General features: G+C 63.0%; 26 protein-coding genes and 1 tRNA gene. 15 read left to right on the top strand and 12 right to left on the bottom strand.

What is annotated here, in order from left to right:
• Nucleotides 1-57 precede the first annotated feature (57 nt).
• Nucleotides 58-1,491, top strand: a complete 1,434-nt coding sequence (locus BWR18_RS15315; protein ID WP_076629318.1) for an FAD/NAD(P)-binding protein — start codon at nucleotides 58-60, stop codon at nucleotides 1,489-1,491.
• 70 nt (nucleotides 1,492-1,561) lie between these two features.
• On the opposite strand, the gene BWR18_RS15310 is transcribed toward BWR18_RS15315, so the two are convergent.
• The 6 genes from BWR18_RS15310 to leuD form a co-directional block, all read right to left on the bottom strand.
• Nucleotides 1,562-1,638, bottom strand: a tRNA-Pro gene (locus tag BWR18_RS15310).
• Nucleotides 1,639-1,653: 15 nt separating this feature from the next.
• A complete protein-coding gene (locus BWR18_RS15305) occupies nucleotides 1,654-2,637 on the bottom strand; it encodes a DMT family transporter (protein WP_076629317.1) in 984 nt (327 codons plus the stop codon).
• A 184-nt stretch (nucleotides 2,638-2,821) separates the two neighbouring features.
• Entirely contained in the window at nucleotides 2,822-3,925 is a 1,104-nt protein-coding gene (gene leuB, locus BWR18_RS15300; RefSeq protein WP_076629316.1) for a 3-isopropylmalate dehydrogenase, read from the bottom strand.
• Nucleotides 3,926-3,958: 33 nt separating this feature from the next.
• A complete protein-coding gene (locus BWR18_RS15295) occupies nucleotides 3,959-4,981 on the bottom strand; it encodes an endonuclease/exonuclease/phosphatase family protein (RefSeq protein ID WP_157598801.1) in 1,023 nt (340 codons plus the stop codon).
• 11 nt (nucleotides 4,982-4,992) lie between these two features.
• Complete coding sequence (locus tag BWR18_RS15290; RefSeq protein ID WP_254684876.1) at nucleotides 4,993-5,802, bottom strand: hypothetical protein; 810 nt, start codon at nucleotides 5,800-5,802, stop codon at nucleotides 4,993-4,995.
• A 322-nt stretch (nucleotides 5,803-6,124) separates the two neighbouring features.
• A complete protein-coding gene (gene leuD / locus BWR18_RS15285) occupies nucleotides 6,125-6,730 on the bottom strand; it encodes a 3-isopropylmalate dehydratase small subunit (RefSeq protein ID WP_076629314.1) in 606 nt (201 codons plus the stop codon).
• 186 nt (nucleotides 6,731-6,916) lie between these two features.
• Between leuD and BWR18_RS15280 the strand changes: the two genes are divergently transcribed.
• Nucleotides 6,917-7,132, top strand: a complete 216-nt coding sequence (locus tag BWR18_RS15280) for a DUF2945 domain-containing protein (protein WP_076629313.1) — start codon at nucleotides 6,917-6,919, stop codon at nucleotides 7,130-7,132.
• A 17-nt stretch (nucleotides 7,133-7,149) separates the two neighbouring features.
• Here the strand turns inward: BWR18_RS15280 and BWR18_RS15275 are convergent, their stop codons facing one another.
• Nucleotides 7,150-8,151, bottom strand: a complete 1,002-nt coding sequence (locus BWR18_RS15275; RefSeq protein WP_076629312.1) for a patatin-like phospholipase family protein — start codon at nucleotides 8,149-8,151, stop codon at nucleotides 7,150-7,152.
• Between the two features lie 123 nt (nucleotides 8,152-8,274).
• On the bottom strand, nucleotides 8,275-9,678 hold the full coding sequence (gene leuC / locus BWR18_RS15270; protein ID WP_076629311.1) for a 3-isopropylmalate dehydratase large subunit: 1,404 nt from the start codon (nucleotides 9,676-9,678) through the stop codon (nucleotides 8,275-8,277).
• Nucleotides 9,679-9,915: 237 nt separating this feature from the next.
• On the opposite strand from leuC, the gene BWR18_RS15265 reads away from it, so the two are divergent.
• The 3 genes from BWR18_RS15265 to BWR18_RS15255 are packed head-to-tail and all read left to right on the top strand — an operon-like array spanning nucleotide 9,916 to nucleotide 12,719.
• Entirely contained in the window at nucleotides 9,916-11,325 is a 1,410-nt protein-coding gene (locus BWR18_RS15265; protein WP_083957722.1) for a mechanosensitive ion channel family protein, read from the top strand.
• On the top strand, nucleotides 11,322-11,987 hold the full coding sequence (locus BWR18_RS15260) for an MBL fold metallo-hydrolase (protein WP_076629310.1): 666 nt from the start codon (nucleotides 11,322-11,324) through the stop codon (nucleotides 11,985-11,987). The genes BWR18_RS15265 and BWR18_RS15260 overlap by 4 nt, the downstream gene beginning before the upstream one ends.
• 60 nt (nucleotides 11,988-12,047) lie before the next feature.
• Complete coding sequence (locus BWR18_RS15255; RefSeq protein WP_076629309.1) at nucleotides 12,048-12,719, top strand: FAD-binding oxidoreductase; 672 nt, start codon at nucleotides 12,048-12,050, stop codon at nucleotides 12,717-12,719.
• A 44-nt stretch (nucleotides 12,720-12,763) separates the two neighbouring features.
• Here BWR18_RS15255 and BWR18_RS15250 read toward each other — a convergent pair whose 3' ends face one another.
• A complete protein-coding gene (locus BWR18_RS15250) occupies nucleotides 12,764-12,982 on the bottom strand; it encodes a helix-turn-helix domain-containing protein (protein WP_076629308.1) in 219 nt (72 codons plus the stop codon).
• Entirely contained in the window at nucleotides 12,982-13,515 is a 534-nt protein-coding gene (locus tag BWR18_RS15245) for a hypothetical protein (RefSeq protein WP_076629307.1), read from the bottom strand. Before BWR18_RS15245 ends, BWR18_RS15250 begins: the two co-directional genes overlap by 1 nt.
• 70 nt (nucleotides 13,516-13,585) lie before the next feature.
• Here BWR18_RS15245 and BWR18_RS15240 point away from each other — a divergent pair, with 70 nt between their 5' ends.
• The 3 genes from BWR18_RS15240 to rlmH are packed head-to-tail and all read left to right on the top strand — an operon-like array spanning nucleotide 13,586 to nucleotide 15,104.
• Nucleotides 13,586-14,113 (top strand): hypothetical protein, encoded by a 528-nt coding sequence (locus tag BWR18_RS15240; RefSeq protein ID WP_076629306.1) that lies wholly within the window; start codon nucleotides 13,586-13,588, stop codon nucleotides 14,111-14,113.
• Between the two features lie 29 nt (nucleotides 14,114-14,142).
• Complete coding sequence (gene rsfS / locus BWR18_RS15235) at nucleotides 14,143-14,619, top strand: ribosome silencing factor (protein ID WP_438873637.1); 477 nt, start codon at nucleotides 14,143-14,145, stop codon at nucleotides 14,617-14,619.
• 14 nt (nucleotides 14,620-14,633) lie between these two features.
• Nucleotides 14,634-15,104: a 23S rRNA (pseudouridine(1915)-N(3))-methyltransferase RlmH gene (gene rlmH, locus BWR18_RS15230; RefSeq protein WP_076629305.1), complete on the top strand. Its 471-nt coding sequence runs from the start codon at nucleotides 14,634-14,636 to the stop codon at nucleotides 15,102-15,104.
• A 94-nt stretch (nucleotides 15,105-15,198) separates the two neighbouring features.
• On the opposite strand, the gene BWR18_RS15225 is transcribed toward rlmH, so the two are convergent.
• The gene (locus tag BWR18_RS15225) at nucleotides 15,199-15,555 is read right to left on the bottom strand and encodes a hypothetical protein (protein WP_076629304.1); all 357 of its coding nucleotides are present in this window, start codon (nucleotides 15,553-15,555) and stop codon (nucleotides 15,199-15,201) included.
• Between the two features lie 36 nt (nucleotides 15,556-15,591).
• Nucleotides 15,592-16,290, bottom strand: coding sequence for a DUF599 domain-containing protein (locus BWR18_RS15220; protein ID WP_076630347.1), 699 nt, complete (start codon nucleotides 16,288-16,290; stop codon nucleotides 15,592-15,594).
• Nucleotides 16,291-16,374: 84 nt separating this feature from the next.
• Between BWR18_RS15220 and BWR18_RS15215 the strand changes: the two genes are divergently transcribed.
• From BWR18_RS15215 to BWR18_RS15185, 7 genes are all read left to right on the top strand, one after another.
• The gene (locus tag BWR18_RS15215; protein ID WP_076629303.1) at nucleotides 16,375-17,823 is read left to right on the top strand and encodes an FAD-linked oxidase C-terminal domain-containing protein; all 1,449 of its coding nucleotides are present in this window, start codon (nucleotides 16,375-16,377) and stop codon (nucleotides 17,821-17,823) included.
• A gap of 58 nt (nucleotides 17,824-17,881) precedes the next feature.
• Nucleotides 17,882-18,997, top strand: coding sequence for a glycolate oxidase subunit GlcE (gene glcE, locus BWR18_RS15210; RefSeq protein ID WP_076629302.1), 1,116 nt, complete (start codon nucleotides 17,882-17,884; stop codon nucleotides 18,995-18,997).
• Complete coding sequence (locus BWR18_RS15205) at nucleotides 18,997-19,350, top strand: hypothetical protein (protein WP_076629301.1); 354 nt, start codon at nucleotides 18,997-18,999, stop codon at nucleotides 19,348-19,350. Before glcE ends, BWR18_RS15205 begins: the two co-directional genes overlap by 1 nt.
• Nucleotide 19,351: 1 nt before the next feature.
• Nucleotides 19,352-20,665 (top strand): glycolate oxidase subunit GlcF, encoded by a 1,314-nt coding sequence (glcF, locus tag BWR18_RS15200; protein ID WP_076629300.1) that lies wholly within the window; start codon nucleotides 19,352-19,354, stop codon nucleotides 20,663-20,665.
• 76 nt (nucleotides 20,666-20,741) lie between these two features.
• Nucleotides 20,742-21,536, top strand: a complete 795-nt coding sequence (locus tag BWR18_RS15195; RefSeq protein ID WP_076629299.1) for a trypsin-like serine peptidase — start codon at nucleotides 20,742-20,744, stop codon at nucleotides 21,534-21,536.
• Nucleotides 21,533-22,339, top strand: coding sequence for a trypsin-like serine peptidase (locus BWR18_RS15190; RefSeq protein WP_076629298.1), 807 nt, complete (start codon nucleotides 21,533-21,535; stop codon nucleotides 22,337-22,339). The genes BWR18_RS15195 and BWR18_RS15190 overlap by 4 nt, the downstream gene beginning before the upstream one ends.
• Before the next feature lie 132 nt (nucleotides 22,340-22,471).
• Nucleotides 22,472-22,936: an Hsp20 family protein gene (locus tag BWR18_RS15185; RefSeq protein WP_076629297.1), complete on the top strand. Its 465-nt coding sequence runs from the start codon at nucleotides 22,472-22,474 to the stop codon at nucleotides 22,934-22,936.
• The last annotated feature ends 4 nt before the right edge of the window (nucleotides 22,937-22,940 follow it).

Genomic DNA, 22,940 nt, shown 5'->3' with positions numbered 1-22,940 from the left:
TCGACCTCCATACGGCAAGAGTTGACTTGGCAGATGCTCTCGTGACATGTGCGTGCGATGTCCAAAATTGAGCAAGGTTTTCCGCGCCCTAAAGGCGACCATACCCATGTTATTGTGGGCGATGGCATCACTGCGCTCGCCTTTCTCGAGGCGGCGCAGAAGCGAAATTTTGATCAAATCATAGTCGTCGGCAAACAGGCGGCGGAGCTCGGACGCGGTGCGGCCTATGCGAAGGGTGAGGCGGACACGCCGTGGCGCTTTGCCTATCTGCTCAATTCACCGGCCGACGACATTGATCCGCAATTTGCCAAGTGGCTGGCAAACCGCTGGGACGCCATCTCGGAACAGATGCAAAACCGTTCACCGGATTGGTTGGGGGCAGCGGCCCCTCTCGTGCAAAACGATGATCTGTACGGGGTGAACGCCCCGCGCGAGTTTTATGGCGATTATATGGAAGAGCAGGCGCGCAACCTGATCTCGGCCTTTGATGCGCGTGGTGTTGGTGTCACGCTGATGGACGATGTCGCGACAGCGTTGAACGTGGCAGAGGATCGGGTGACAATCACCACGCAAAGCGGGCGCGAACTGAGCGCGCAGTCGGTCGACGTGGCGCCCGGCGGGCCGTCGACGATGCGCATCAAGGGGGACGATGGCCCTTTCAGCACGCCCTCGGTCTTCGGGTTTGAGGCGCGTATCGCGGAACATATCAAGGCCGGGACCGAGATCTTCTGCATCGGCGGCAACGCCGCGATGCTCGATGTGCTGCGGCTGTGTCAAAGCCTGATCCCCGAAGAGGAATTGAAGTTCGTCGCCTGTGCGCCCGACGGTGAAATACCCACACCGCTTGTGCCGCGCTTGCCGCGCAAGCTGACCGTCCCGGAGTTCTGCAGCGGCCACCAGACCGCTGAGACATTCCTGTCCGAGGTGCGGCGCGAAATCGACAAGGCGCTGGCAGAGGGCGATGAAATGCGCGAAATCCGTGCCGGGTTCCGCGCGCACTTCCTGCAGAACCCTCTGTCGGGCTACTTGCCCGATGTCGAAGAGGCCCGAAAGGTGCCCGGTGCGCTGCGTTTCTGGTTGCGCGGCGGCACACGCGACACGATCCAGGACATGAACCGTTTCGTACGCGAGGGCAAAGCGCGCGTGGTCAAAGGGCTGGTTCAGGAAGTCCGGCCCCTGGACCGCGGCGCGGAGGTTGTCGTGACGGATGAAGGCGGCAACAAGCAGCAGATCAAGACCGGCTTCGTGGTCAATTGCGCGGGCGCCGGGCCCGGATCCCGCTTTGACCCGCTGACGGAAGACATGCTTGCCCACGGGCTACTGTCGCGCAGCCATGTGGGCGGTGGCCTTCAGGTCGGGGCAGGGTGTCGGACATCGGCCCCGAACATCCGCTACCTGTCGCCTGCCGTGAGCGAGATCGGAGACGAAGTGGTCGCGATGCCGCTCTACGATGCGCACATGCTGCGATCCTACGTCGCCCGGTCGCTGTGAGCGGCGCGCTGTTTGGCCAACGTGCTGCAACAGTAAGCCGGACAGTCACGGACATTAGTATCTGAGGATATGGTCGGAGTGAGAGGATTCGAACCTCCGGCCCCTGCCTCCCGAAGACAGTGCTCTACCAGGCTGAGCTACACTCCGACCGTGCCGGGCGAATTACTCTGGCAGGCGTTCGTTGGCAAGGGGCTTGTCGCGGAACCGTCCGCTGGTCATCAGGCTGCTGACCCGGAACGTGCCGGGCGTCCCGATGCGGCTGCGCGTGCGCAACACGGGCGTGTTTTCGGAGTTTCCGGATGTGCTTTCGCGGAACACGATGAACAGGCCCGAGGCGATGATGATCGCCGCGCCGATGCCGGTATAGATGTCTGGTGTCTCGTCGAAGAAGATCAGGCCATAGGCCGTCGCCCACAGGATCTGTGAATATTGCATGGGCGCGACAATCGCCGCCTCGCCCGTCTGGTAGGCTGCGATGATGAACCGTCCGGCGATCCACGCCATGACGGAGATGACGGCCAGCATGGCCAGGTGCTCGCCGGGCATCGGCTGGTAGACAAAGAACAGGGCAACCCCCATCACAAGGAAATTCCCGACCATCGGATAGAGCAGCAAAACGACCGTGCGTTCCTCGGCCCCAATCTTGCGGACGACGATAGAGGCAAAGGCGCCGGAGAATGCAGCGACGATGGCGGCTGCATGGCCCAGGGTCAGATCGGTCGTGCCGGGGCGCAGCACCACCATGACGCCCAACAGCCCGACGATCACCGCCAGCCAGCGGGGCAGCCGCACCTTTTCCCCAAGGATCGGAATAGACAGAACCGTGATCAACAAGGGCGTTGCAAAGAGGATCGCATAGGTCTGCGTCAGCGGCAGGTTGGAAAAGGCATAGAACGCCGATACGCCGGTGATCACCGCGCCAATCGTACGAACAGCCATCCACCAGGGATGCACCGGCACCAGCGTGCCGGGCTTGGCGTCCCGCATCAGCATGATGGTGGCCAGCGGAAAGCTGAGCAGCACGCTGAAAAACACGATCTGGATCGGCGAATAGGTCGCGCCCAGTGTTTTGATGAACACGTCGTGCGTTGAAAACAGCCCGAAGGCGATCAGGGCCAGCACGGCCCCTTTGGCATTTGCGGACATGGCGATGGTTTCTTTGGTGGTTTCTCTGGTTCAATAGCGACACCAGAGGGATTGTCCACACGTGCGGACCCTGCGCTGGGTGAGAAACCGCCCTTTGCTCAAAATTCAGCCCGGATCGCGCGGGCGGCCCGGTTCGGTGGGTCGGCGCGGCGCACGGAAAACCTACCGCGCGCCGAGCCAAGTGTTACAGGCTTGCGTCGAGGGCGGCGAGGATCGCGTCGCCCATCTCTGCGGTGGACAAGGGTGTGCCGCCCTCCGGTCCCATCAGGTCGCCCGTGCGTGCGCCATCTGCCAGCACCGTTTCGATGGCTTGTTCCAGTCGCGCAGCCTCGTCACCTTGGTCAAAGGAATAGCGCAGCGCCATGGCAAAGCTGAGCATGCAGGCAATCGGGTTCGCCTTGCCTTGCCCGGCGATGTCCGGGGCCGAGCCGTGGACGGGTTCGTACATCGCCTTGGGGCGTCCATTGGCCATCGGTGCGCCAAGGCTTGCAGACGGCAACATGCCCAACGATCCGGTCAGCATGGCGGCACAGTCGGATAGGATGTCGCCAAACAGGTTGTCAGTCACGATCACGTCGAACTGCTTGGGCGCGCGCACCAGCTGCATCGCGCCGTTGTCGGCATACATATGGCTTAGTTCGACCTCGGGGTAGTCCTCGCCCACCTTGGTCACGACCTCACGCCACAGGATGCCGCTTTCCATCACGTTGGCCTTCTCCATCGAGCAGACCTTTTTGTTGCGGCGCATTGCCAGTTCGAATGCCGAGCGGGCGGCGCGCTCAATCTCGCTTTCCGTATATCTTTGGGTGTTGATGCCGACGCGTTCGTTGCCTTCCTCGAAAATGCCGCGCGGCTCACCGAAATAGACGCCTGAGGTCAACTCGCGGACGATCATGATGTCGAGGCCGGCGACGACATCCTTTTTCAGGGACGAGAAGTCGGCCAGCGCGTCAAAGCACTGCGCGGGGCGCAGGTTGGCGAACAGGTCCATTTCCTTGCGCAGACGCAGCAGGCCGCGCTCTGGCTTAACCGAAAAATCCAGATCGTCGTATTTCGGGCCGCCCACCGCACCCAGCAGAACCGCGTCGACCTCTTGTGCCTTGGCCATCGTGTCGTCGTGCAGCGGCACGCCATGCGCGTCATAGGCCGCTCCGCCCACAAGGTCCGTGGACACGTCGAATGCCAGGTCCCGTTTCGCGCCGTACCAGTCGATGACACGCACCACCTGGTCCATGACTTCGGGGCCGATGCCGTCGCCGGGCAGGATCAAGATCGACGGATTGGACATGGGCGAAACTCCTTTGATTGCTTGGGGTTTCGCCTACTCACCACCGCCCGCAGGGTCAAGGGCCAGGTCGGCCCAAACAAGGCGGTGACGGCTGGCCGTGGCAACGGTTTCGGCAAAGGGATCGTCGGGGTCCGGCCATAGCACACCGCTGTCCACCACGCGCCAATGGGTCGAGGGCAGGATATAGCTGACGCGCAGGTCGCCCGGAACCGGATCGGTCCAATCGACGGTGTCCGTGCCCGCGTGTCCCCGCGGGGACAGATCGGTGAGGCGCGGATCGGCCAGCAGGGTGCGTATGGCCGGCTTCAGCCCGCTGCCGTCATTTGGGTCGAGGTTGGCGTCGCCCGCAATGATGAACGGGCCCGTGGGCGCGGTGCCGACGGTGCCGTCCAGCATGTGCTGCCACAGGCGGATTTCGTCATGGTTGCGTTTGCCGTTGCGATCTTCGGGTCCGTCAAAAACCGGTGGGCTGGCGTGGAAGGTCATCAGGTCGAACCGGCCGCTTGTCGTCTGGATGGGTACGATCCAATGCCCCGTGGTCGACAGGCGCTGGGCGGCTTGCGCCTCTGCGGACGGGAATGGTGCGCCGTTCACCTCAGGAAGCAAGGCTTCGGGCAGGTCTGTCCACAGAAGGGGCGACAGATCCTGTACCCCGTTGGGATCAAACGGAAACCGGGACAGGATCGCCATACCACCCTGACCGGAAAAACGACCATAGCCCTGCGCGTCACGCGGTCCGCCAAGCCGTCCGTCGCCATCCATGTCGAGGCCGGTTGGCAAGCCGGTGTTGGGGCGTAGGGCGAAATGGTGGGGGTATCCGGCAGCCTTGGCAAAGCGGCTGAGCGCCTCGCCCGTCAGATCATAGTCAATGCTTTGCAGGGCCAGCACATCGGCGTCTGCGCGGGCAATGACAGCCAGGACCGCGTCGATCTGATCATCCTCGCCGCGCGCAAGATCGCGCAGGAACAGGCCCGGTCCGTCGCGTTGCAATTCGGTGTTGTACGTCGCGATGCGGATCGTGTCCGCTTGCGCCATGGCCCCCGCTGCGAGGGCCATGAAGGCTGCGATCAGGCCAGCAGCATATCCGCGTCGGCGTTGGCGTAGGCCCGCTTGCGCTGGTCCTTGATCATGTCGGCGATCCGCTGCATCGCGATGCCGCGCATGATCATGCTGGCGGGAAGAAAGGCCCATGCGCTCATCGTCCAGATCAGGGTTTGCGGGTTCTCAAGCGTGATCGGGTTTAGCAGGTCTGCGGCCATCTTGACCACCGCCGGAATGAGGAAGGGCAAGAGGAACCCGAGTGCGATGTTGATCCGCGCGTCGCGGTTCAGTCGGTAAAGCACATCGCCGCCCGCTGTTGGGTCGAAGAGGGGCAGGTTGACCCAGACGTTGAAGGAGCCATTGCGGGACGGCCATCCCAGCACGCGGACGAGGAAGAGGAACATCGCCATGGCGGTCAGGGAGATCAGGTAGGAGAGGCCAGCGGCGGTGCGGACCGACTGCACGATGCTGTCATGCGAGTCCTGTGGCAGCATCAGAACCACCAGCCGCACCGGGCTGTAGGGGAAGTCGATGCTGTTGCCGATGATCGTGCCGACCGAGGTCAGTGCATTGGTCAGGAGCGTCGGGTCTGTCTTGCCCCGGCAGATCATGCTGAGCAGGAAAACGGTCGTCAGCAACGCCACGAAACGAAGGCGGTTGAACGGGGCGGCATCGCGGAACTCCACGATGCTGGGGCTGCGCGCGTTGTATTCGATGAAGGTCATGATCGCAGCAAGAAGCGCAATCAAAACAGTGGCTTGTGATGCGTCCATCGACACACCCGGCACGACAAGCCCAGGTATGGCGATCATCAAAGCCACCAATAATCCGCGCATCACAGCGCCTGACATTCGTGCAATCACGTTTCTCGATCCCTTCAAACTGGCCAGCCGCGATACGTTGCCGCGTACTTGTTCCAACTTGATCCCACCGGGTCAGGCGGGTGCCTCATTCTCGACACATTTGTGCCGTGATTGCCCCGGTGTCTCAAGCTCAGGGTTAATCAAAGGTTAATGATCTGGCTTTTTGAGGGTGGGTGTGGTGCGTTTGTGCATCATTTCTACGGCGGGATTTTGGCGGGGCGCAAGATGTTGTGTTTGCGCCCCGAGAGAGGCATAGCCGCAGCCTCTTTGATAGCATTAACTGGTTAATGCGCGGTCACACCCACGGACGTGCCTGGGCCGCTTGCGCCTCGAACGTGTCGATGCTTGCGGCCTTTTCCATGGTCAGGCCGATGTCATCGAGACCTTCCAGCAGGCAGTGCTTTTTGAAGGCGTCCACCTCGAAGCTGAAGCTCTCGCCATCCGAGGTCGTCACCGTTTGTTTTTCCAGATCGACGGTCATGCGGGCGTTGGCCCCTTTCTCGGCATCCTTCATCAACACGTCGACGGCTTCGGGTGGCAGGGCGATGGGCAGGATGCCGTTCTTGAAGCAGTTGTTGTAGAAAATGTCGGCAAATGAGGTGGATATGACGCAACGGATGCCGAAATCCTTGATCGCCCACGGCGCGTGTTCGCGGGACGAGCCGCAGCCGAAATTGTCACCAGCGACCAGAATCTCGGCGTTGCGGTAGGCGTCCTGGTTCAGCACGAAGTCCGGAATTTCGTTGCCCTGACGGTCAAAGCGCATCTCGTCAAAGAGGTTCGCGCCAAGGCCGGAGCGCTTGATCGTTTTCAGGAATTGCTTGGGGATGATCATGTCGGTGTCGATATTCACCAGCGGCATGGGCGCCGCGATCCCTGTGAGTGTTTCGAATTTGTCCATTTCTGTTAACCTTTCGGAGGTTTGCGGCAGGGTGAACCCCCACCCTACATCTTGTGGTGCGGCGCAGCGGAGGGCCTGTGCACAATGTATGCACAACCTGTGCACAGGCCGTACACCGGTGGAGAGCGGAACCCGATGCGGGCCCCTGACGTTTGAGTGCCGACGCTATGAAAAACGGAGTTGGTCATGTCATACAGCGAAGGCACGCAGGTGGAATGGGACTGGGGCAACGGCACGGGGACCGGCAAGATCGTCAAGGTCTATACCCAGAAGACAACGCTCAAGATCAAGGGCAGCGACGTGACCCGCGACGCGAGCGAGGATGAACCGGCCTACAAGATCGCGCAGGAGGACGGCGACGAGGTGCTGAAGTCCGACAGCGAGGTGCGCAAGGCGTCGTAGGCGGGTCATCATCGCGGTCATTGCGCTGACGCCTTCCATTGCAGGACCGCGTTTTTCGCGTCCTCGAACTCTTGCGATGCGATGAGAGCGTCCACCGCAGTGTCCATGGTGGTGAAATCCTGCATCGAATAGCCGTCGAGCGGCACTGGCGTGTCGAGCACGGGGTCCAACCGGATCACCTTGTCCCCCATCAGCCCAGCGGCCAGCGCGCTGATATTGCCCGCCGACAAATCAAGCGCGAGGTTCAAAAGTGCGGTGGACGGGATTACGTCATCCGCCTCGCGCGGGCGCAGCCAGGGCAACGCGCCCCAGTCCAGCGGGGGTGGCACGGCGTCTTGGGCGATGCCGGTTTTCAAGACGCCCGTGCCGATGGAGATGGCACTGACCTGTGCGATGTCGCTGATCAGGTGCGCGCGCTGGGCGACGTTGATCCCGTTGAGCAGCGGATTGTTGGCGAAGGTGCCGCCATCCGCAAAATACCCCATGCCGTCGATCAGGTGCGGCGGGAAATAGGTGGGCGCGGCCGAGGTTGCGAGTGCCGCGTCGATCAGCTTGACCGATGCGGGCGTGTCGATACCCCGGTTGTTCAGCGTCTTGGGCTGCCAGCGCGGGTGCGGCAGCGTCGTGTCCTGCAATTGCGCCGTGTTCACGCACAGGAGCTTGTCTGTGGAGAGGGCGCCGAATGTCGTGTCCTGCGTATAGGCGTACATGACGTCATGCAGGCCAGTCGCCACGTATTGGCATTCGAAAATCCCCGGCCCGCTGCCCAATGACGCATCGAAGATGCCGTTGGGTGTAAAGATCGTGCCCGCCTGATCGCGGTAGACTTCGCGCAGTTGTTCCGGTGTCATGCCCACGGCAAGGCCGATGGACACCAGCCCGCCGGTCGATGTGCCGAACAGGCCGTCGACCTCGGACAGAAGCTGGCCATAGGTTTGCGTGTTCAATGCGTCGATGATGCGGGCGGTCATGTATCCGCGGATACCGCCGCCGTCGCAGGACAAGACTTTGAAGACCATGTGTGAACTCCTTCGTGATGCGCAATGTGCAAATTTCAATGCGCGTCACCGTAGGCGATTGGCGGCGTCATGCAACTTTTACGAGTGGCTCGTGCGTGTTGCGTGGCGCCGCTATATGCTGCCTCACATCAGTTCGCGGACATCCGTCAGCTTGCCGGTGATTGCCGCCGCCGCCGCCATGCCGGGGGACACGAGGTGCGTGCGCCCCTTGTAGCCCTGCCGCCCTTCGAAGTTGCGGTTGGAGGTGGAGGCACAGCGCTCGTCCTCGGCCAGCTGGTCCGGGTTCATCGCGAGGCACATGGAACAGCCCGCAAGGCGCCATTCGAAACCGGCCTCCTTGAAGATGTCTGCAAGCCCTTCTTCCTCGGCCTGCGCGCGGACGAGGCCCGAGCCGGGGACGACCATGGCGCGTTTGACCTTGATCTTCTTGCCCTTGAGGATTTCGGCGGCGGCGCGCAAGTCCTCGATCCGACCGTTGGTGCAGGACCCGATAAAGACGGTGTCGATCTCGATATCCGAGAGCGGTGTGCCGGGGGTCAGGCCCATATAGTCGAGCGAGCGTTGCGCCGCGCCGACCTTGCCGCCTTCGAAGTCATCCGCCGATGGCACGGTGGCCGTGATCGGCAGCACGTCCTCGGGCGAGGTGCCCCATGTGACGACCGGCGCGATGTCTTCGCCCTTGATCGTGATGACCTTGTCCCAGTGGGCGTCGTCGTCGGAGTAGAGGGTTTTCCACCACGCAAGGGCTGCTTCGAACTGCGCGCCCTTGGGGGCGTGGGGGCGGCCCTTGACGTAGTCATAGGTCTTTTCGTCCGGTGCGATGAGGCCCGCGCGTGCGCCGCCTTCGATCGCCATGTTGCAGACGGTCATGCGGCCTTCCATCGACAGGTCGCGGATGGCTTCGCCGCAATATTCGATGACGTAGCCGGTGCCGCCTGCGGTGCCTGTTTCACCGATGACGGACAGGGTGATGTCCTTGGCCGTGACGCCGGGGCGGAGTTTGCCCGTGATCTCGACCTTCATGTTCTTCGATTTCTTCTGGATCAGCGTTTGGGTGGCGAGCACGTGTTCGACTTCGGATGTGCCGATGCCGTGGGCGAGCGCGCCGAATGCACCGTGGGTCGCCGTGTGGCTGTCACCGCACACGACCGTCATGCCCGGCAGCGTCCAGCCCTGTTCGGGGCCGACGATGTGGACGATGCCCTGGCGGACGTCGGACACCGGATAGTAGTGGATGCCGAAGTCGCGCGCGTTCTTGTCGAGGGCGGCGACCTGAATGGCTGAATCCTCGGTCATGTTCTTGGGGTCTTCGCGCCCGGCCGTCGTGGGCACGTTGTGGTCCGGCACGGCGATGGTCTTGTCGGGGGCGCGGACCGGGCGGCCCGCCATGCGCAGCCCTTCGAAGGCTTGCGGGCTGGTCACTTCGTGGACCAGGTGGCGGTCGATATAGAGCAGGCAGGTGCCATCGTCGGCCTCGTGCGCGACGTGGGCATCCCAGATTTTATCATAGAGCGTCTTGGGGGACATGCGGTCCTCTCCCTTGGATTGGCTGTGTTCGAGATGGATGGAGGGTGGGCCGCCTTATAGGCGCGCCAGCACCGTGTGCGTCGCCCCGAAAAAGCGTTCGCGCAGACGGGCGCGGTCATCCATGTCGAAGAGGCGGGTCATGAAGAGGCAGATAGCGGGATTCCGTGCGCCGATCAAGCAAGCGCGATTGATCGTGTGCGATTGGCATTGCATGCTGCGTCCGAGCGGAGGGGCAGGATGAGCAACCACACCGAAGGCGCGGGCAACGGGATTGCGGATGCGCTGAATTCGGCGGCAGAGGCGGCGACGCTGGGCGAAACCCAGGAGGGCGAGACGCTGCTTGAGGTGGTCACGTCCCTGGGCACGCTGCTGCTGGGCCAGGCCGAGACGTTGCTGTCGTCGCTGTTGCGCCCGTGGGTGGCGTATCAGCTTGGCATTGCGCTGGTCGTTTTTCTGGCGGCTGCCCTGCTGCGCCGTGTGCTGGGCCCGCGCATCCGGGAGTGGATGGGCACCCGCGAAGGCTGGCCGAAATGGCGCATGCGTGTGCTGGTGGTGGCGCATCAGCGGTTGCGGGCGATTTTCTTTGTCGTGCTGGTGTGGCTGGTGGTCTGGTTCATGCGCGAGGTCACGTGGCCGTCGCGGTCCTATGTGCTGGGCATCATCGCGACCCTGGCCACGGCGTGGCTGCTGGTTGTCTTTGCCACGCGGCTGATCCGGTCGTTGTTCCTGCGCCGGATGGTGCGCTATGGCGCGTCGATCTACGTCACGCTCTATATTCTGGGCGTCGTGGACGAGGCGGCGGAGCTGCTGGACGCCGCGGCCGTCAGCTTTGGCGAGATGCGCATTTCCGCCCTGCTCATCGTGCAGGGCGTCGTCATCATCGGCTGCCTTTTGGCGCTGGCGCGCTTTGTCACCGTCACCACGTCGAGCCGGGTGCAGTCGAACGAGGATATCTCGCCCTCGATGCGGGTGCTGATCGTCAAGGTGGTGCAGATCGTGTTCTATGCCATTGCCTTTTACGCGGGCGTGCGGGCGCTGGGCATTGATCTGACGGGTCTGGCCGTGCTGTCGGGTGCCATTGGTGTGGGTCTCGGCTTTGGCTTGCAGAAGGTGGTGTCGAACCTTGTGTCGGGCGTGATTATCCTGCTCGACAAGTCTATCAAGCCGGGCGACGTGATTTCCCTGGGTGACACGTTCGGGTGGATTCAGACGCTGGGCGCGCGCTATGCCAGTGTGGTGACGCGGGACGGGCGCGAATACCTGATCCCGAACGAGGATCTGATCACCGGTCAGGTCGTGAACTGGTCACATTCGAACGAGTTTGTCCGCCTCGATATCTATTTCGGCACATCCTATGGCTGCGATCCGCATTCCGTGCGCAAGCTGGCCATTGAGGCCGCCAAGAGCGTTGAGCGGGTGCTGTCCAGCCGCCCGCCCGTCTGCCACATCGTGGGCTTCGGCGACAGTTCGGTGGACTACATCCTGCGCTTCTGGATCACCGACCCCACGGGCGGTCTGACGAATATTCGCGGCAACGTGTATCTGGCGTTGTGGGATACTTTTAAGGAAAACGACATCTCTATCCCCTTCCCGCAGCGCGAGGTGCGGTTGTTGGACAGGGACGGGCAACAGGACGACGGGACATGATCCAGATCGGGGAAGGGGCGTGGCAGATCCCGGTGATGCCGCGCCAATCGGTCAATTGTTATCTGCTGGGGGACGTATTGGTAGATGCGGGCATCAGGCGGTCGGGGCACAAGTTGCTGGCGGCGCTGCGGGGCAAGGCGGTGGGGGGCCATGTGCTGACCCACGCGCACCCCGACCATCAGGGGGCCACGGCCGAGGTCTGCCGCGCGCTGAACCTGCCGCTGATGTGCCACGGGGCCGAGCGTGAGGCGGCCGAGACGGGCTATGTCCTGGGGTCCTTTCCCAACCCGACATCGTTGATGGCGCGGATGCAGCAACGGTTCTTTGCCGGTGAGGGGTACCCGGTGGCCCGCACGCTGGTCGAGGGCGACAAGGTGGGCGGGTTCGAGGTGGTCGAGACGCCGGGGCATACGGCGGGCCATATCTCGTTCTGGCGGGCGTCCGATGGCGTGCTGATTGCCGGGGACGCCGCCGTGGGCATGAACCTGTTCACGACCGTGCCCCGGCTGGGCCTGCCCTTGGACATCGCCACGTGGGACATGGAGGCCGCCCGCGCCTCGATCCGCAAGCTGGCTGGGTTGGCGCCACGCCGGGTCGCCTTTGGTCATGGGCCTGCGGTGGATGGGGCGCGCTTTGTTCAGTTTGCGGCGACGCTGACCTGACCAGAGGGGCAGGGGAACAGGATGCGGGGCCTCGCGTTGGGTGTTCAAAGGAGACATTCAATGCCACACACACTGACCCTGCGGGAAGTCGCGCCGCTGACCCATGACACCAACCGCTATGTCTTTGGCCGTCCGGCCAATTTCGATTTTGAACCCGGACAGGCGGCTGAACTGACCATCTGTCGTGACGGATGGAAGGACGCGCCGCGCCCCTTCACCTTTACCTCGCTGCCCGATGACGATCAGCTTGAGTTTGTCATCAAGGTCTATCCCGAAAAGAAGGGTGTGACCGACGAACTGGCCGACATCAAACCGGGCACCGTGTTTGAATTAGACGGGCCGTTCGGCGCGATCGAGGACAACGGGCCGGGCGTCTTTCTGGCCGCAGGCGCGGGGGTGACGCCGTTCATTGCGATCCTGCGCAACCGTGCGCGGCAGGGCGCTCTTGAAGGCTGCCATCTGATCTATTCCAACACCCACGCCAAGGATATCATCCTGCGCGATGAATGGGACGGGATGAAGGATCTGACCGTCGATCATGTGCTGGCGGAGGAGAAGGTCGATGGGCTTCATCACGGGCATGTCGATGCCGCGTTTCTGCGTCAGCATGTGAAGGACACCGGGCAGATGTTCTATATCTGCGGGCCGCAGGGCTATGTGGATGCGATGCGGGATGCGCTGGGCGAGATTGGTGTGAACAGTGACAACATCGTCACCGAAGACGGTTGGTGACTGGAAAAGGGGCGCTCTTGGCGCCCCCTTTTGTTTGATGCAGGTCAGTCAGCGCCGTCGTGCGGCACCGCTTCGAGCAGGTCGCCCGGCTGACATTCCAGCGCCGCGCACAACTTGGCCAGTGTTTCGAACCGGATGCCCTTGACCTTGCCTGATTTGAGCAGGCTCAGGTTCTGTTCCGTGATCCCGATCTGGGCGGCCAGATCGCGGCCCTTCACCTTGTGCAGGGCCATCATCACGTCCAGGCGGACGATGATTCCCATTAGATGAACTCCCTGTTTTCGGCCATGAGCCGGGCCGCTTCGGACTGGATGTAGCCAAAAAGCGTGAGCAGGGCGGCGGCCAGCAAGGTGAACAGGCCGGACCCGTCCAGTGCGATCGACAGCGTGCGTTCGCCCGCCGGATTGTTCCAGGTCACGGCGAGGATGATGATGGTGTTGCCCAATATCTCGACCACGGCGAGGGCGAGCAGGCCCTGACCGATGCGCAACACGCGGCGCGCCGTGTCGAGCTGGAACGTGTCGCCGTTGGCGCAGGCCGCAAGCCAACCGCGCACAGACCACAGCACCCACAGAAGTAAAATGTACGACGCGATTTCAATGACGCGCCACAGGGTGATGGCCCAGAGCGTTGGTGTGTCGGGGAAGTTCTTGATGTCGTAATCGTCCCGCAGATCCGCGACCGACAGGCCGCCATCGGCAATGGCGATGATGGCGGCAAGAGCCAGAACCACAAGCAGGCCGATTGTGGCCCATTCGAACTGGCGTGCGCGCTTTGCAATCAAAGTCTCTTGCATCTGTGTTTCCTATCACGTTACTAAAAATTACTGTAAAACAATAAAAATTAATTCGAAAGGATAAATTCCGATGAAAGAGATTGTTCTGGCCGCGCTGTTGGTCGTGGCCATGGGCGTGGGCGCCTGTTCGACCGTTGTGCCCAGCACCCTGTACCAGATGCGCGGGCTTGACCCTTTGTCTGCCGATCCGTCCGACATCGCATTGCGGGTGGATCTGCCGGAGAGTTTGGGGCTGTTGCCGGGCTCCGGTCGCCTTGAATTGCAGGCCCGCCGCGCCGACGGGTCCGAATTGTTCGGCAGCTATCCGGTCATCATGGTGGGCGATGTGTTGCAGGTGGCGCCCGCCGCGCACGCGGACCTGCGCGCCTTGCAGGCCGAGATCCGCGCGTGGAGAGCGGCCGATCCGGATGGTGTCAAAGGCAGTCTGAGTGTCGACTTTGATCCCTGCGGGGACACCGCTGACATTCCCGACACCGCCCGCGTGTCGGTGGATATCCGCCTTGCTGCGGGTGGGGCCTTTCTGCCCTTGCTGCGCGATGCGCCCTTGGCGGAGGCGCTGGAAATGGCGGCACTGGAAGAGCTGAAGATCTGCCCGTGACCGCGTTTCATTGAAATGTCACGTCAGCGTTGCTACCATTACCCTACCTTGGCGTCGCGGGTTTTGGCGGCGCGCTGACAAAGGAGGACGATGTCCTGTCATTCTCTGCTGAGGCGGTTCAAGCCGCTGATGGAGCCGCGGCCATGATGGCCGCCCCCAAAACGCAAGCCACAAGCGAGGGTATCCTTGCGGCTGTGCTGTCTTCCCTAGGTGACGACAAGGCCGAAGATATCGTGCAGATTGATCTGCGCGGCAAGACGGCCATGGGCGATCACATGGTGATCTGTTCGGGCCGGTCGTCGCGCCAGGTGGCTGCGATCTCGGAAAAGCTGGTGGAGCGGTTGAAGGCGACCTTCGGCATTTCGACCCGGATCGAGGGCAAGGATACCGGCGACTGGGTCCTGATCGACACGGGCGACGTGATCGTTCACGTGTTCCGCCCCGAGGTGCGCGAGTTCTATCAGCTGGAGAAGATGTGGCAGCCGAGCGCTGCCGCGGCCAACTGATCTGACGCGCATCCATGCGTGTGCATATCTGTGCGGTGGGCCGCCTGCGTGGCGGTCCAGAGAGCGATTTGGTGTCCGACTATGTCACCCGCTTTGACCGCACGGGCCGGGCGTTGGGCCTGGGGCCTCTGGCCTTTACCGAAATTGAGGACCGCAAGGGCGGCGGCATGGCTGCCGAGGCTGCCCTGCTGCGCCGTGCGCTGCCCAAGGGCGCGCTGATCTGTTGTCTGGACGAGCGGGGCAAGGTCGAAGGCTCGCCCGCCTTTGCCAGGCGGCTGGCCGGGTGGCGGGATGCGGGGCGCGGCGATGTCGCCTTTGTCATCGGGGGGGCGGATGGGATTGATCCTGGCCTGCGGGCGGAGGCGGATCATCTGTTGTCTTTCGGAGCGATGGTCTGGCCGCATATGTTGGTGCGGGTGATGCTGGCGGAGCAGCTCTATCGTGCTGCGTCGATCCTGGCGGGGGCGCCTTATCATCGGGTGTGATCCAAAGGCCGCCTTGCGGCGACGCGATTCATTTTTTCTGACGAGGGGCGCTGCCCCTCGAACACCCCGCCGTATTTGGAAAGAGAAGAAGCCCTTAGTCTGTTGGCAGGGTGACGATTGTCGTACCCTCGTTCCAGCCTGCGGGCAGGTCGCGGGCCTGGACCTGGACCCGTGTTGTGCCTTCGGGGATGGTCACGCCGCTCAAGGAGCGGGTGAAGGGCTGTTCGTCCACATGGGGGTGGTGCAGCACGCGCATGCCCAATTCGTTGCCGTCCATGTCGAGCACCCGCCAGCCGTCGGCGTAGTGGTCCCAACCGGTGTCCGGATGGCTGATCGTGACGGAGAAGCGGTATGTGTCCGTGCCAGTTTTGGCGATGTCGACGTTTTCGATCACCGGGTCTTCGGCGAGGGCGGGTGTGGCGAGCAGCAGGAGGGGGATAAAGTATTTCATGGGCGCAGGTTAGGGCGGTGCCATTGTGTTGTCATGTCACGTGTCTGTGCCCAACAGGATGGTACGTGAGTTTGAGGCGAATTCTCGCCGCCAGATCACTGCCAGCGTGAACAGCGTTGCGGCGATCAATGTGAGTGGGCCGGCAAGCCAGGCGATGCAGGCGAGGGCGAAATAGACCGACCGCAGGCCGCGGTTGAAGGATCGGGCGGCGGTGATGTTGATCTCTGCCGCTTGCGCCGCGCGGGGGGTGCAGACCGGGTCATCGGTGTCGTTCGGCACGGCGGCCATGACCACAGCGGCATAACCGAAGAGCCGGTTGGCCCAGACGAATTTCAAAAACGCGTTCGTCAGGAACAGCACGACCATCAGCATCTTGATCTCCCACACGAAGGCGGGGGTTTCCGTCAAGATCAGATCGTTTGCGATGCCGGTCAGCCGTTCCGCATTGCCGATCAGCGCGAGCGTGCCGCCGATGGCAATCATGGAGGTTGAGGCGAAGAACGCCGTGCCCTGCCGCAGGCTGGCCACGATCTGGGCGTCAAAGATGCGCGGCTGGCGCGTGATCATCTGCTGCATCCACTCGCGCCGGAACCCGGCCATGATCTGCGAGGTCGAGGGATGCTTGGCCGCGGGGTGTTCGATCCGCCAGCCGATCACCAGCCAGCCCAGGAGCAAGAGGCCGACAGCTGCGAAATCGAGCGGGGTGAAAAGGGTGATCCGGTCAAGCCATGTCATGGCTGCGGTCTTACACCGCAGCATTTCAGATTGCATCCCGGTGAAATTGGTCATATTATTTTACCAATCGACGGAGGACGCTTCATGGAAATGCCCATTCCCGATTCTGATGTGCTGGCGCGCAAGGCGCGTGTGGTCGAACGCTTGCGCGGTGTGCTGCCCGGCGATGCCGTCATCGACGACCCGGCACAGACGCGCGCCTATGAATGCGACGCCCTCACTGCCTATCGCTGCCCGCCGATGGTGGCGGTGTTGCCTGCGACCACAGCCGAAGTGTCGGACGTGTTGCGCATCTGTCATGACGAGGGCGTGCCGGTTGTCCCGCGCGGATCGGGCACGTCGCTGGCCGGGGGCGCCTTGCCCACCGCTGATTGCGTGATCCTGGGTGTGGCGCGCATGAATGACGTGATCGAAACGGATTATGACAACCGCTTTATTCGCGTGCAGACCGGGCGCACCAATCTGAGCGTGACGGGGGCGGTTGAGGCGGACGGGTTCTTTTACGCCCCGGACCCTTCTAGTCAGTTGGCCTGTGCCATTGCGGGCAACATCGCGATGAATTCGGGCGGGGCGCATTGCCTGAAATACGGTGTGACCACAAACAACCTGCTGGGCGTGACCATGGTCCAGATGGACGGCACGGTGGTCGAGATTGGCGGCGCGCATCTGGATGTCGGGGGCCTTGACCTGCTGGGTGTCATCTGCGGGTCCGAAGGGCAGTTGGGTGTCGTGACCGAGGCGACCCTGCGCATTCTGCATAAGCCCGAGGGCGCGCGGCCCGTACTGATGGGCTTTGACAGTGCCGAGGTGGCAGGCGCTTGCGTGGCCGACATCATCAAGGCGGGCGTGTTGCCCGTCGCCATCGAGTTCATGGACAAGATGCTGATCGAGGTGTGCGAGGATTTTGCCAAGGCCGACTATCCCAAATGCAGCGCGCTGCTGATTGTCGAGGTGGAAGGATCGGACGCGGAGATTGACGCGCAGCTTGCCCTGATCACCGACATCGCCAAGCGTCACAATCCGGTGGCCTTGCGCGAAAGTGCATCGGCGGATGAAAGCGCGCGGATCTGGGCCGGGCGCAAGGCGGCGTTTTCGGCCATCGGGCGCATCAGCGACTACATGTGTCTGGACGGGACGATCCCGGTGTCGGAACTGCCGTATGTCCTGCGCCGCATCGGCGAGATGTCGGAAAAATACGGCCTGCCCGTTGGCAACGTGTTCCATGCGGGCGATGGCAACATGCATCCGCTGATCTGCTATGACGCCAACAAGCCCGGTGATCTGGAGCTGTGCGAGGAATTCGGGGCCGAGGTGCTGAAGCTCTGTGTCGAGGTGGGCGGCTGTCTGACAGGCGAGCATGGCGTGGGCATCGAGAAGCGCGATCTGATGACACATCAATATGCGCCAGCCGATCTTGAGGCGCAGATGGCGGTCAAGGACGTGTTTGACGACACGTGGCTGTTGAACCCCGCAAAAGTGTTTCCGCTGGCGGTGTCAGAGCCGCGGCGTGGGGCGCGGTTGGCGGCGGAGTAGGGGGCCAGCCCCCTCGGCGCAGCGCGCCTCACCCCCGGGATTTTTTGAACCAGAGAAGATGGACATGCTTGGAACAGAAGAGGCAGTTGCGCAGGCGGTGGCAGAGGCCAAGGGCCCCTTGGTTGTTCGCGGTGGCGGGACGCGCACCGTGGGCCGCCCCGTGGTGGGCGAGGTGCTGGACGTGTCGGGCCTGTCCGGTGTGACGCTCTATGAACCCGGCGCGTTGACCCTTGTGGCGCAGGCGGGCACGCCAGTGGCTGAGATTGAGGCGACGCTGGCCGCAGAGAACCAGCGCCTGGCCTTTGAACCCTATGATCTGGCCGGACTTCTGGGGACCAGCGGCGCCTCGACCATTGGCGGGGTGATTGCCACCAACGCCAGCGGGCCGCGCCGTATCATGGCGGGGGCGGCGCGGGACTTTGCGCTGGGCGTGCGTTTTGTCGATGGCGTGGGGAAGGTCGTCAAGAACGGGGGTCGGGTGATGAAGAACGTGACCGGTTATGATCTGGTCAAGCTGATGAGCGGGTCGTGGGGCACCTTGGGTGTGTTGACGGAGGTGAGTTTGAAGGTGTTGCCGTCGGTGGAGGCGGAGGTGACGCTGGTTATTGAAGGTCTGGATGCCGAACAGGCGGTCAAGGCGATGAGCCGTGCGCTTGGCTCACCATTCGAGGTGTCGGGTGCCGCTTGGGTGCAAGGTCAGGTCTGGTTGCGGATTGAGGGGTTTGAAGGCTCCGTTGCCTACCGCGCCGGGCAGTTGAAGCAGCTGCTGGCCGGGTTTGGCGACAGTGCCGAGGTTGATGCGGATTGGACGACCGTGCGCGATGCCGTGCCGCTCCATGGGGCGGAGGCCGTGTGGCGCATCTCGGTCAAGCCGAGTGACGGGCCTGCCGTGATTGCGGCCTTGCCCGAGGATGCCCATGCGCTGATGGACTGGGGCGGTGGCCTTGTCTGGGCCGGTATGTCCGGTGGCGATGTTGCTGCGACCCACGCACAGGTTCAGGCAATGGTGGCCGGGATGGGCGGCCATGCGACGCTGATCAAGGGGCCGGAGGCGGTGCGCGCCGCCGTTCCGGTGTTCCAGCCTGAGGCACCGGGTGTCGCAGCGCTGACCGCGTCCTTGCGGCAGCGCTTTGACCCCAATGGCATCCTCAACCCTGGACTGATGGCTGCCTGATGGTTGTGATCCTTTTTGTCATGGCGTTTGTCGTCGGTCCCGGCCTCTTCTTTCTGCTGGACCGCGTGGCCGAGCGGCACTGGCCCTTGGCCTTTGTCGCGTCGCTGCTGGTGCTGGCGAGCTTTGTGCTGCGCAGCGATGCCTATCTGACCTTTCCCGTGGATGCCACGCGCGTGTTTCTAAGCGTGACCCTCATTTGGCTGGGCTGGGTGGTGGTGATGGTGCTGGCCGCGCGTGCCTTGCGACAGGCCGTTTCAACGCCGCGTGCGCGTCGCCTTGTTCGTGCCGCAGGTGCAATGGGCACAACCGTGCCGTGGTTCGGCTTTGCCGCGGCCCAAATGATGGCGAGGTAAGATGCAGACCACCTTCACTCCAGAACAGCTGACCGACCCGAAGATCGAACGGTCGAACGAGATCTTGCGCAACTGCGTGCATTGCGGGTTTTGCACGGCCACGTGCCCGACCTATCAGGTGCTGGGCGATGAATTGGACAGCCCGCGGGGCCGCATCTACCTGATCAAGGATATGCTGGAGAATGACCGCGACCCGGATGAGAAGGTGGTCAAGCATATCGACCGGTGCCTGTCCTGCCTGGCGTGCATGACGACTTGCCCTTCGGGCGTGCACTACATGCACCTTGTGGACCATGCACGGGAATACATCGAAAACCGCTACAAACGCCCGTTCACGGACCGGGCGTTGCGCTGGGTGCTGGCGCGCATCCTGCCCTATCCGATGCGGTTTCGCGTGGCGCTTCTGGGCGCCAAGATCGGGCGGCCCTTTGCGCGACTGATGCCCGACGCCCGCCTGCGTGCCATGCTTGAGATGGCGCCGGACCACATCCCGCCTGTCAGCCGCAATGACGATCCGCAGAGCTTTGCGCCCGAGGCGCCGACGAAAATGCGTGTCGCCTTGATGACCGGCTGCGCGCAACGGGCGCTGAACACCGACATCAACGATGCCACCATCCGCCTGCTCACTCGGCTGGGATGCGAGGTTGTGGTGGCCGAGGGCGCGGGCTGCTGCGGGGCGCTGACCCACCACATGGGCAAGGCCGATGAAAGCCACGCCACAGCGGCCAAGAACATCAACGCCTGGGCCAAGGAGATGGACGGCGAGGGCCTCGACGCCATTGTCATCAACACCTCTGGCTGCGGCACGACGGTCAAGGATTACGGCCACATGTTTCGCAATCACGCGCTGGCCGAAGACGCCGCGCGCGTCGCAGGCATCGCCATGGACGTGAGCGAGGTGCTGATGAAGCTGGACCTGCCTGAAGGGGCGCCGCAAGACATGACCATCGCTTACCACGCGGCCTGCTCGCTACAGCATGGCCAACAGATCAAGACGTATCCCAAGGACCTGCTCAAACATGCAGGGTTCACCGTCGTCGAACCTGCCGACAGCCATTTGTGCTGCGGATCGGCCGGGACCTACAACCTGATGCAGCCCGAGATTTCGCAACAACTCAAGGAGCGCAAGGTGCGCACGCTTGAGGCCAAGAACCCCGACATCATCGCCGCTGGCAATATCGGCTGCATGATGCAGATCGGGTCGGCGGCTGGGGTGCCCGTCGTGCACACGGTCGAGCTGCTGGATTGGGCGACCGGAGGGCCGCATCCGCCCGCGCTGGACCGGCACCCAAATGATGTGCCGATTTTGCGCTAAATTGCACCTTTGCCCTAATTTCGCCCCCATTCGCACCTAAACCCGTCCCAACCCCTGGGATCGGAGAGTGATGAGTATGCGCCGATGGATGGCCCTTTCGGTATTGGCCCTGGTGATCACGACTGCGGCGGTGGCCCAGGATGGGCGGCTGCGCAGCCTCAATTCCGGCGCCGATGCGGCCGGATGGGAAGCGGTCGGGCGGCTGAACATCGGCGGCACGGGCTTTTGCACCGGTGCGCTGATCGCGCCCAATCTGGTGCTGACGGCGGGGCACTGCCTGTTTGACAAAACAACGGGCGACCGGATCGACCACACGCAGGTCGAGTTTCTGGCCGGGTGGCGCAATGGGCGCGCATCGGCCTATCGCAACGTGCGCCGCGCGGTGGTGCATCCGGATTACAGCTATGCGGGCCATGTGAAATCCGACGGCGTGCGCAATGATCTTGCGCTGCTTGAGCTTGAACACCCCATCCGCGATGGCAAGATCCTGCCCTTCGACACCGCCGCCCGCCCGCCACGCGGCGCAACGGTGGGGGTTGTCAGTTACGCGACAGGCCGGTCCGAGGCACCGTCGCTGCAAGAGCTGTGCCGCGTGTTGGCGCAACAGGACGGCCTGCTTGTCACCTCTTGCACGGTCGAGTTCGGCAGTTCCGGCGCCCCGATCTTTGTCATCGACGAGGGCCGCGCACAGATCGTGTCGGTCGTGTCGGCCAAGGCCGAGGTCGAGGGCGAGGCCGTGTCGCTGGGCACCTCACTTGGCGCGCCGCTGGCCCGGTTGCAGGCGGAACTTGTCGCACAGCGCGATGACATCAGCCCGCGCATCTCGGGCGGGATGCGCCGCGACACCGGCGCGAAGTTCATCAAACCATGAAGGCGCTGGCGCTGATCCTGGCCCTTGTGCTGGCTCCGGTCGCGCAGGCGCAGACCTCGCAATTGCGCACGCTCGACACGGACTACTCCGCCGCCAGCTGGAAGGCTGTCGGGCGCATCGAATTCGGCGGTGGGCGCGGTTTTTGCTCCGGCACGCTGATTGCTCGCGACCTGGTGCTGACGGCGGCGCATTGTCTTTACCAACCCGGCACCGACCAGCTTTGGCCGACTGACACGATCCGCTTCCGCGCCGGTTTTCGAAACGGCGACGCCGCGGCCACCCGCCGCGCGACCGACGCCTCTGCGCATGACCGTTTTGATGCGGTTGGCCCGCTGACGGCAGAGAATGCAAGCTACGACGTGGCCCTGATCCGGCTGGCGGACCCCGTCTCGACCTTTGATGTGCCGCCTTTCTATATTCACGAGGGCGCGGTGCCGCGCGGCCCCGTCAGTGTTGTCAGCTATGGCCGCGGCCGCGAAAACGCGCAGTCCCGGCAAAAGGAATGCCAATTGCTGGACCGGGCCCGCGACGCGATGCTCTTTGATTGCGACGTCACCTTCGGCTCCTCCGGCGCGCCGGTCTTCACCCACAAGAACGGGCGCGGGCAGATCATCTCGGTCATTTCCGGCATGGTCGAGATTAAGGGCCAGAAACGCGCGCTGGGCATGGTCCTGCCCCAGCGCGTTACAGAAGTGAAACGGCAGCTGCGGATGCAGGTGGCACCCCCGGTGGCCAAGCTGCGCCGCATCACAGTCGGCGGCGGCAATCGCGGCAGCACGGGCGCGAAATTCGTCAAACCCTAAGGGTCTTGAACGGCCACAAATCCTCACCACATTGATGTCATCGGATGCCCGAACGGGGTCCGACCATAGCAACCGTGCGGGTCTGTCCAAGACGGAAGGCCCGCCGTTAATCGCTCAAAGAATGAGGATGACATGCGTACATATGATTTTGCACCGCTTTACCGCGCAACCGTTGGTTTCGACCAGATCGCCGACCTGATGGACCGGGTCCTTGCGACGGACAACAACGCGGGCACATATCCCCCTTACAACATCGAAAAGACGGACGATGATGCCTACCGCATCTCTATTGCGGTCGCGGGCTTTTCCGACGCCGATCTGGGTGTCGAGGTCAAGGAAAAGTCGCTGATCGTTTCTGCCAGGAAGGCGGACGAACAGGACAAGACCTACCTGCATCGCGGCATCGCCACCCGCGCATTTAAACGCAAGTTCCACCTGGCCGACCACGTGGTCGTGACCGGCGCCTCCCACGTGGACGGCATGCTGCATATCGACCTGGTCAAAGAGGTGCCCGAGGCCCTCAAACCCCGCCGGATCGAGATTGCCGGCCAAAAGGCGATCGAGACGGACGTGGTGGACGCCAAGGCCGTGAACTAAGCCG

Source organism: Tateyamaria omphalii (assembly GCF_001969365.1).
Classification (GTDB): Bacteria; Pseudomonadota; Alphaproteobacteria; order Rhodobacterales; family Rhodobacteraceae; genus Tateyamaria; species Tateyamaria omphalii_A.
The sequence above is the reverse complement of the archived record's forward strand: the minus strand, read 5'-3'. Positions and strand labels throughout refer to the sequence as shown.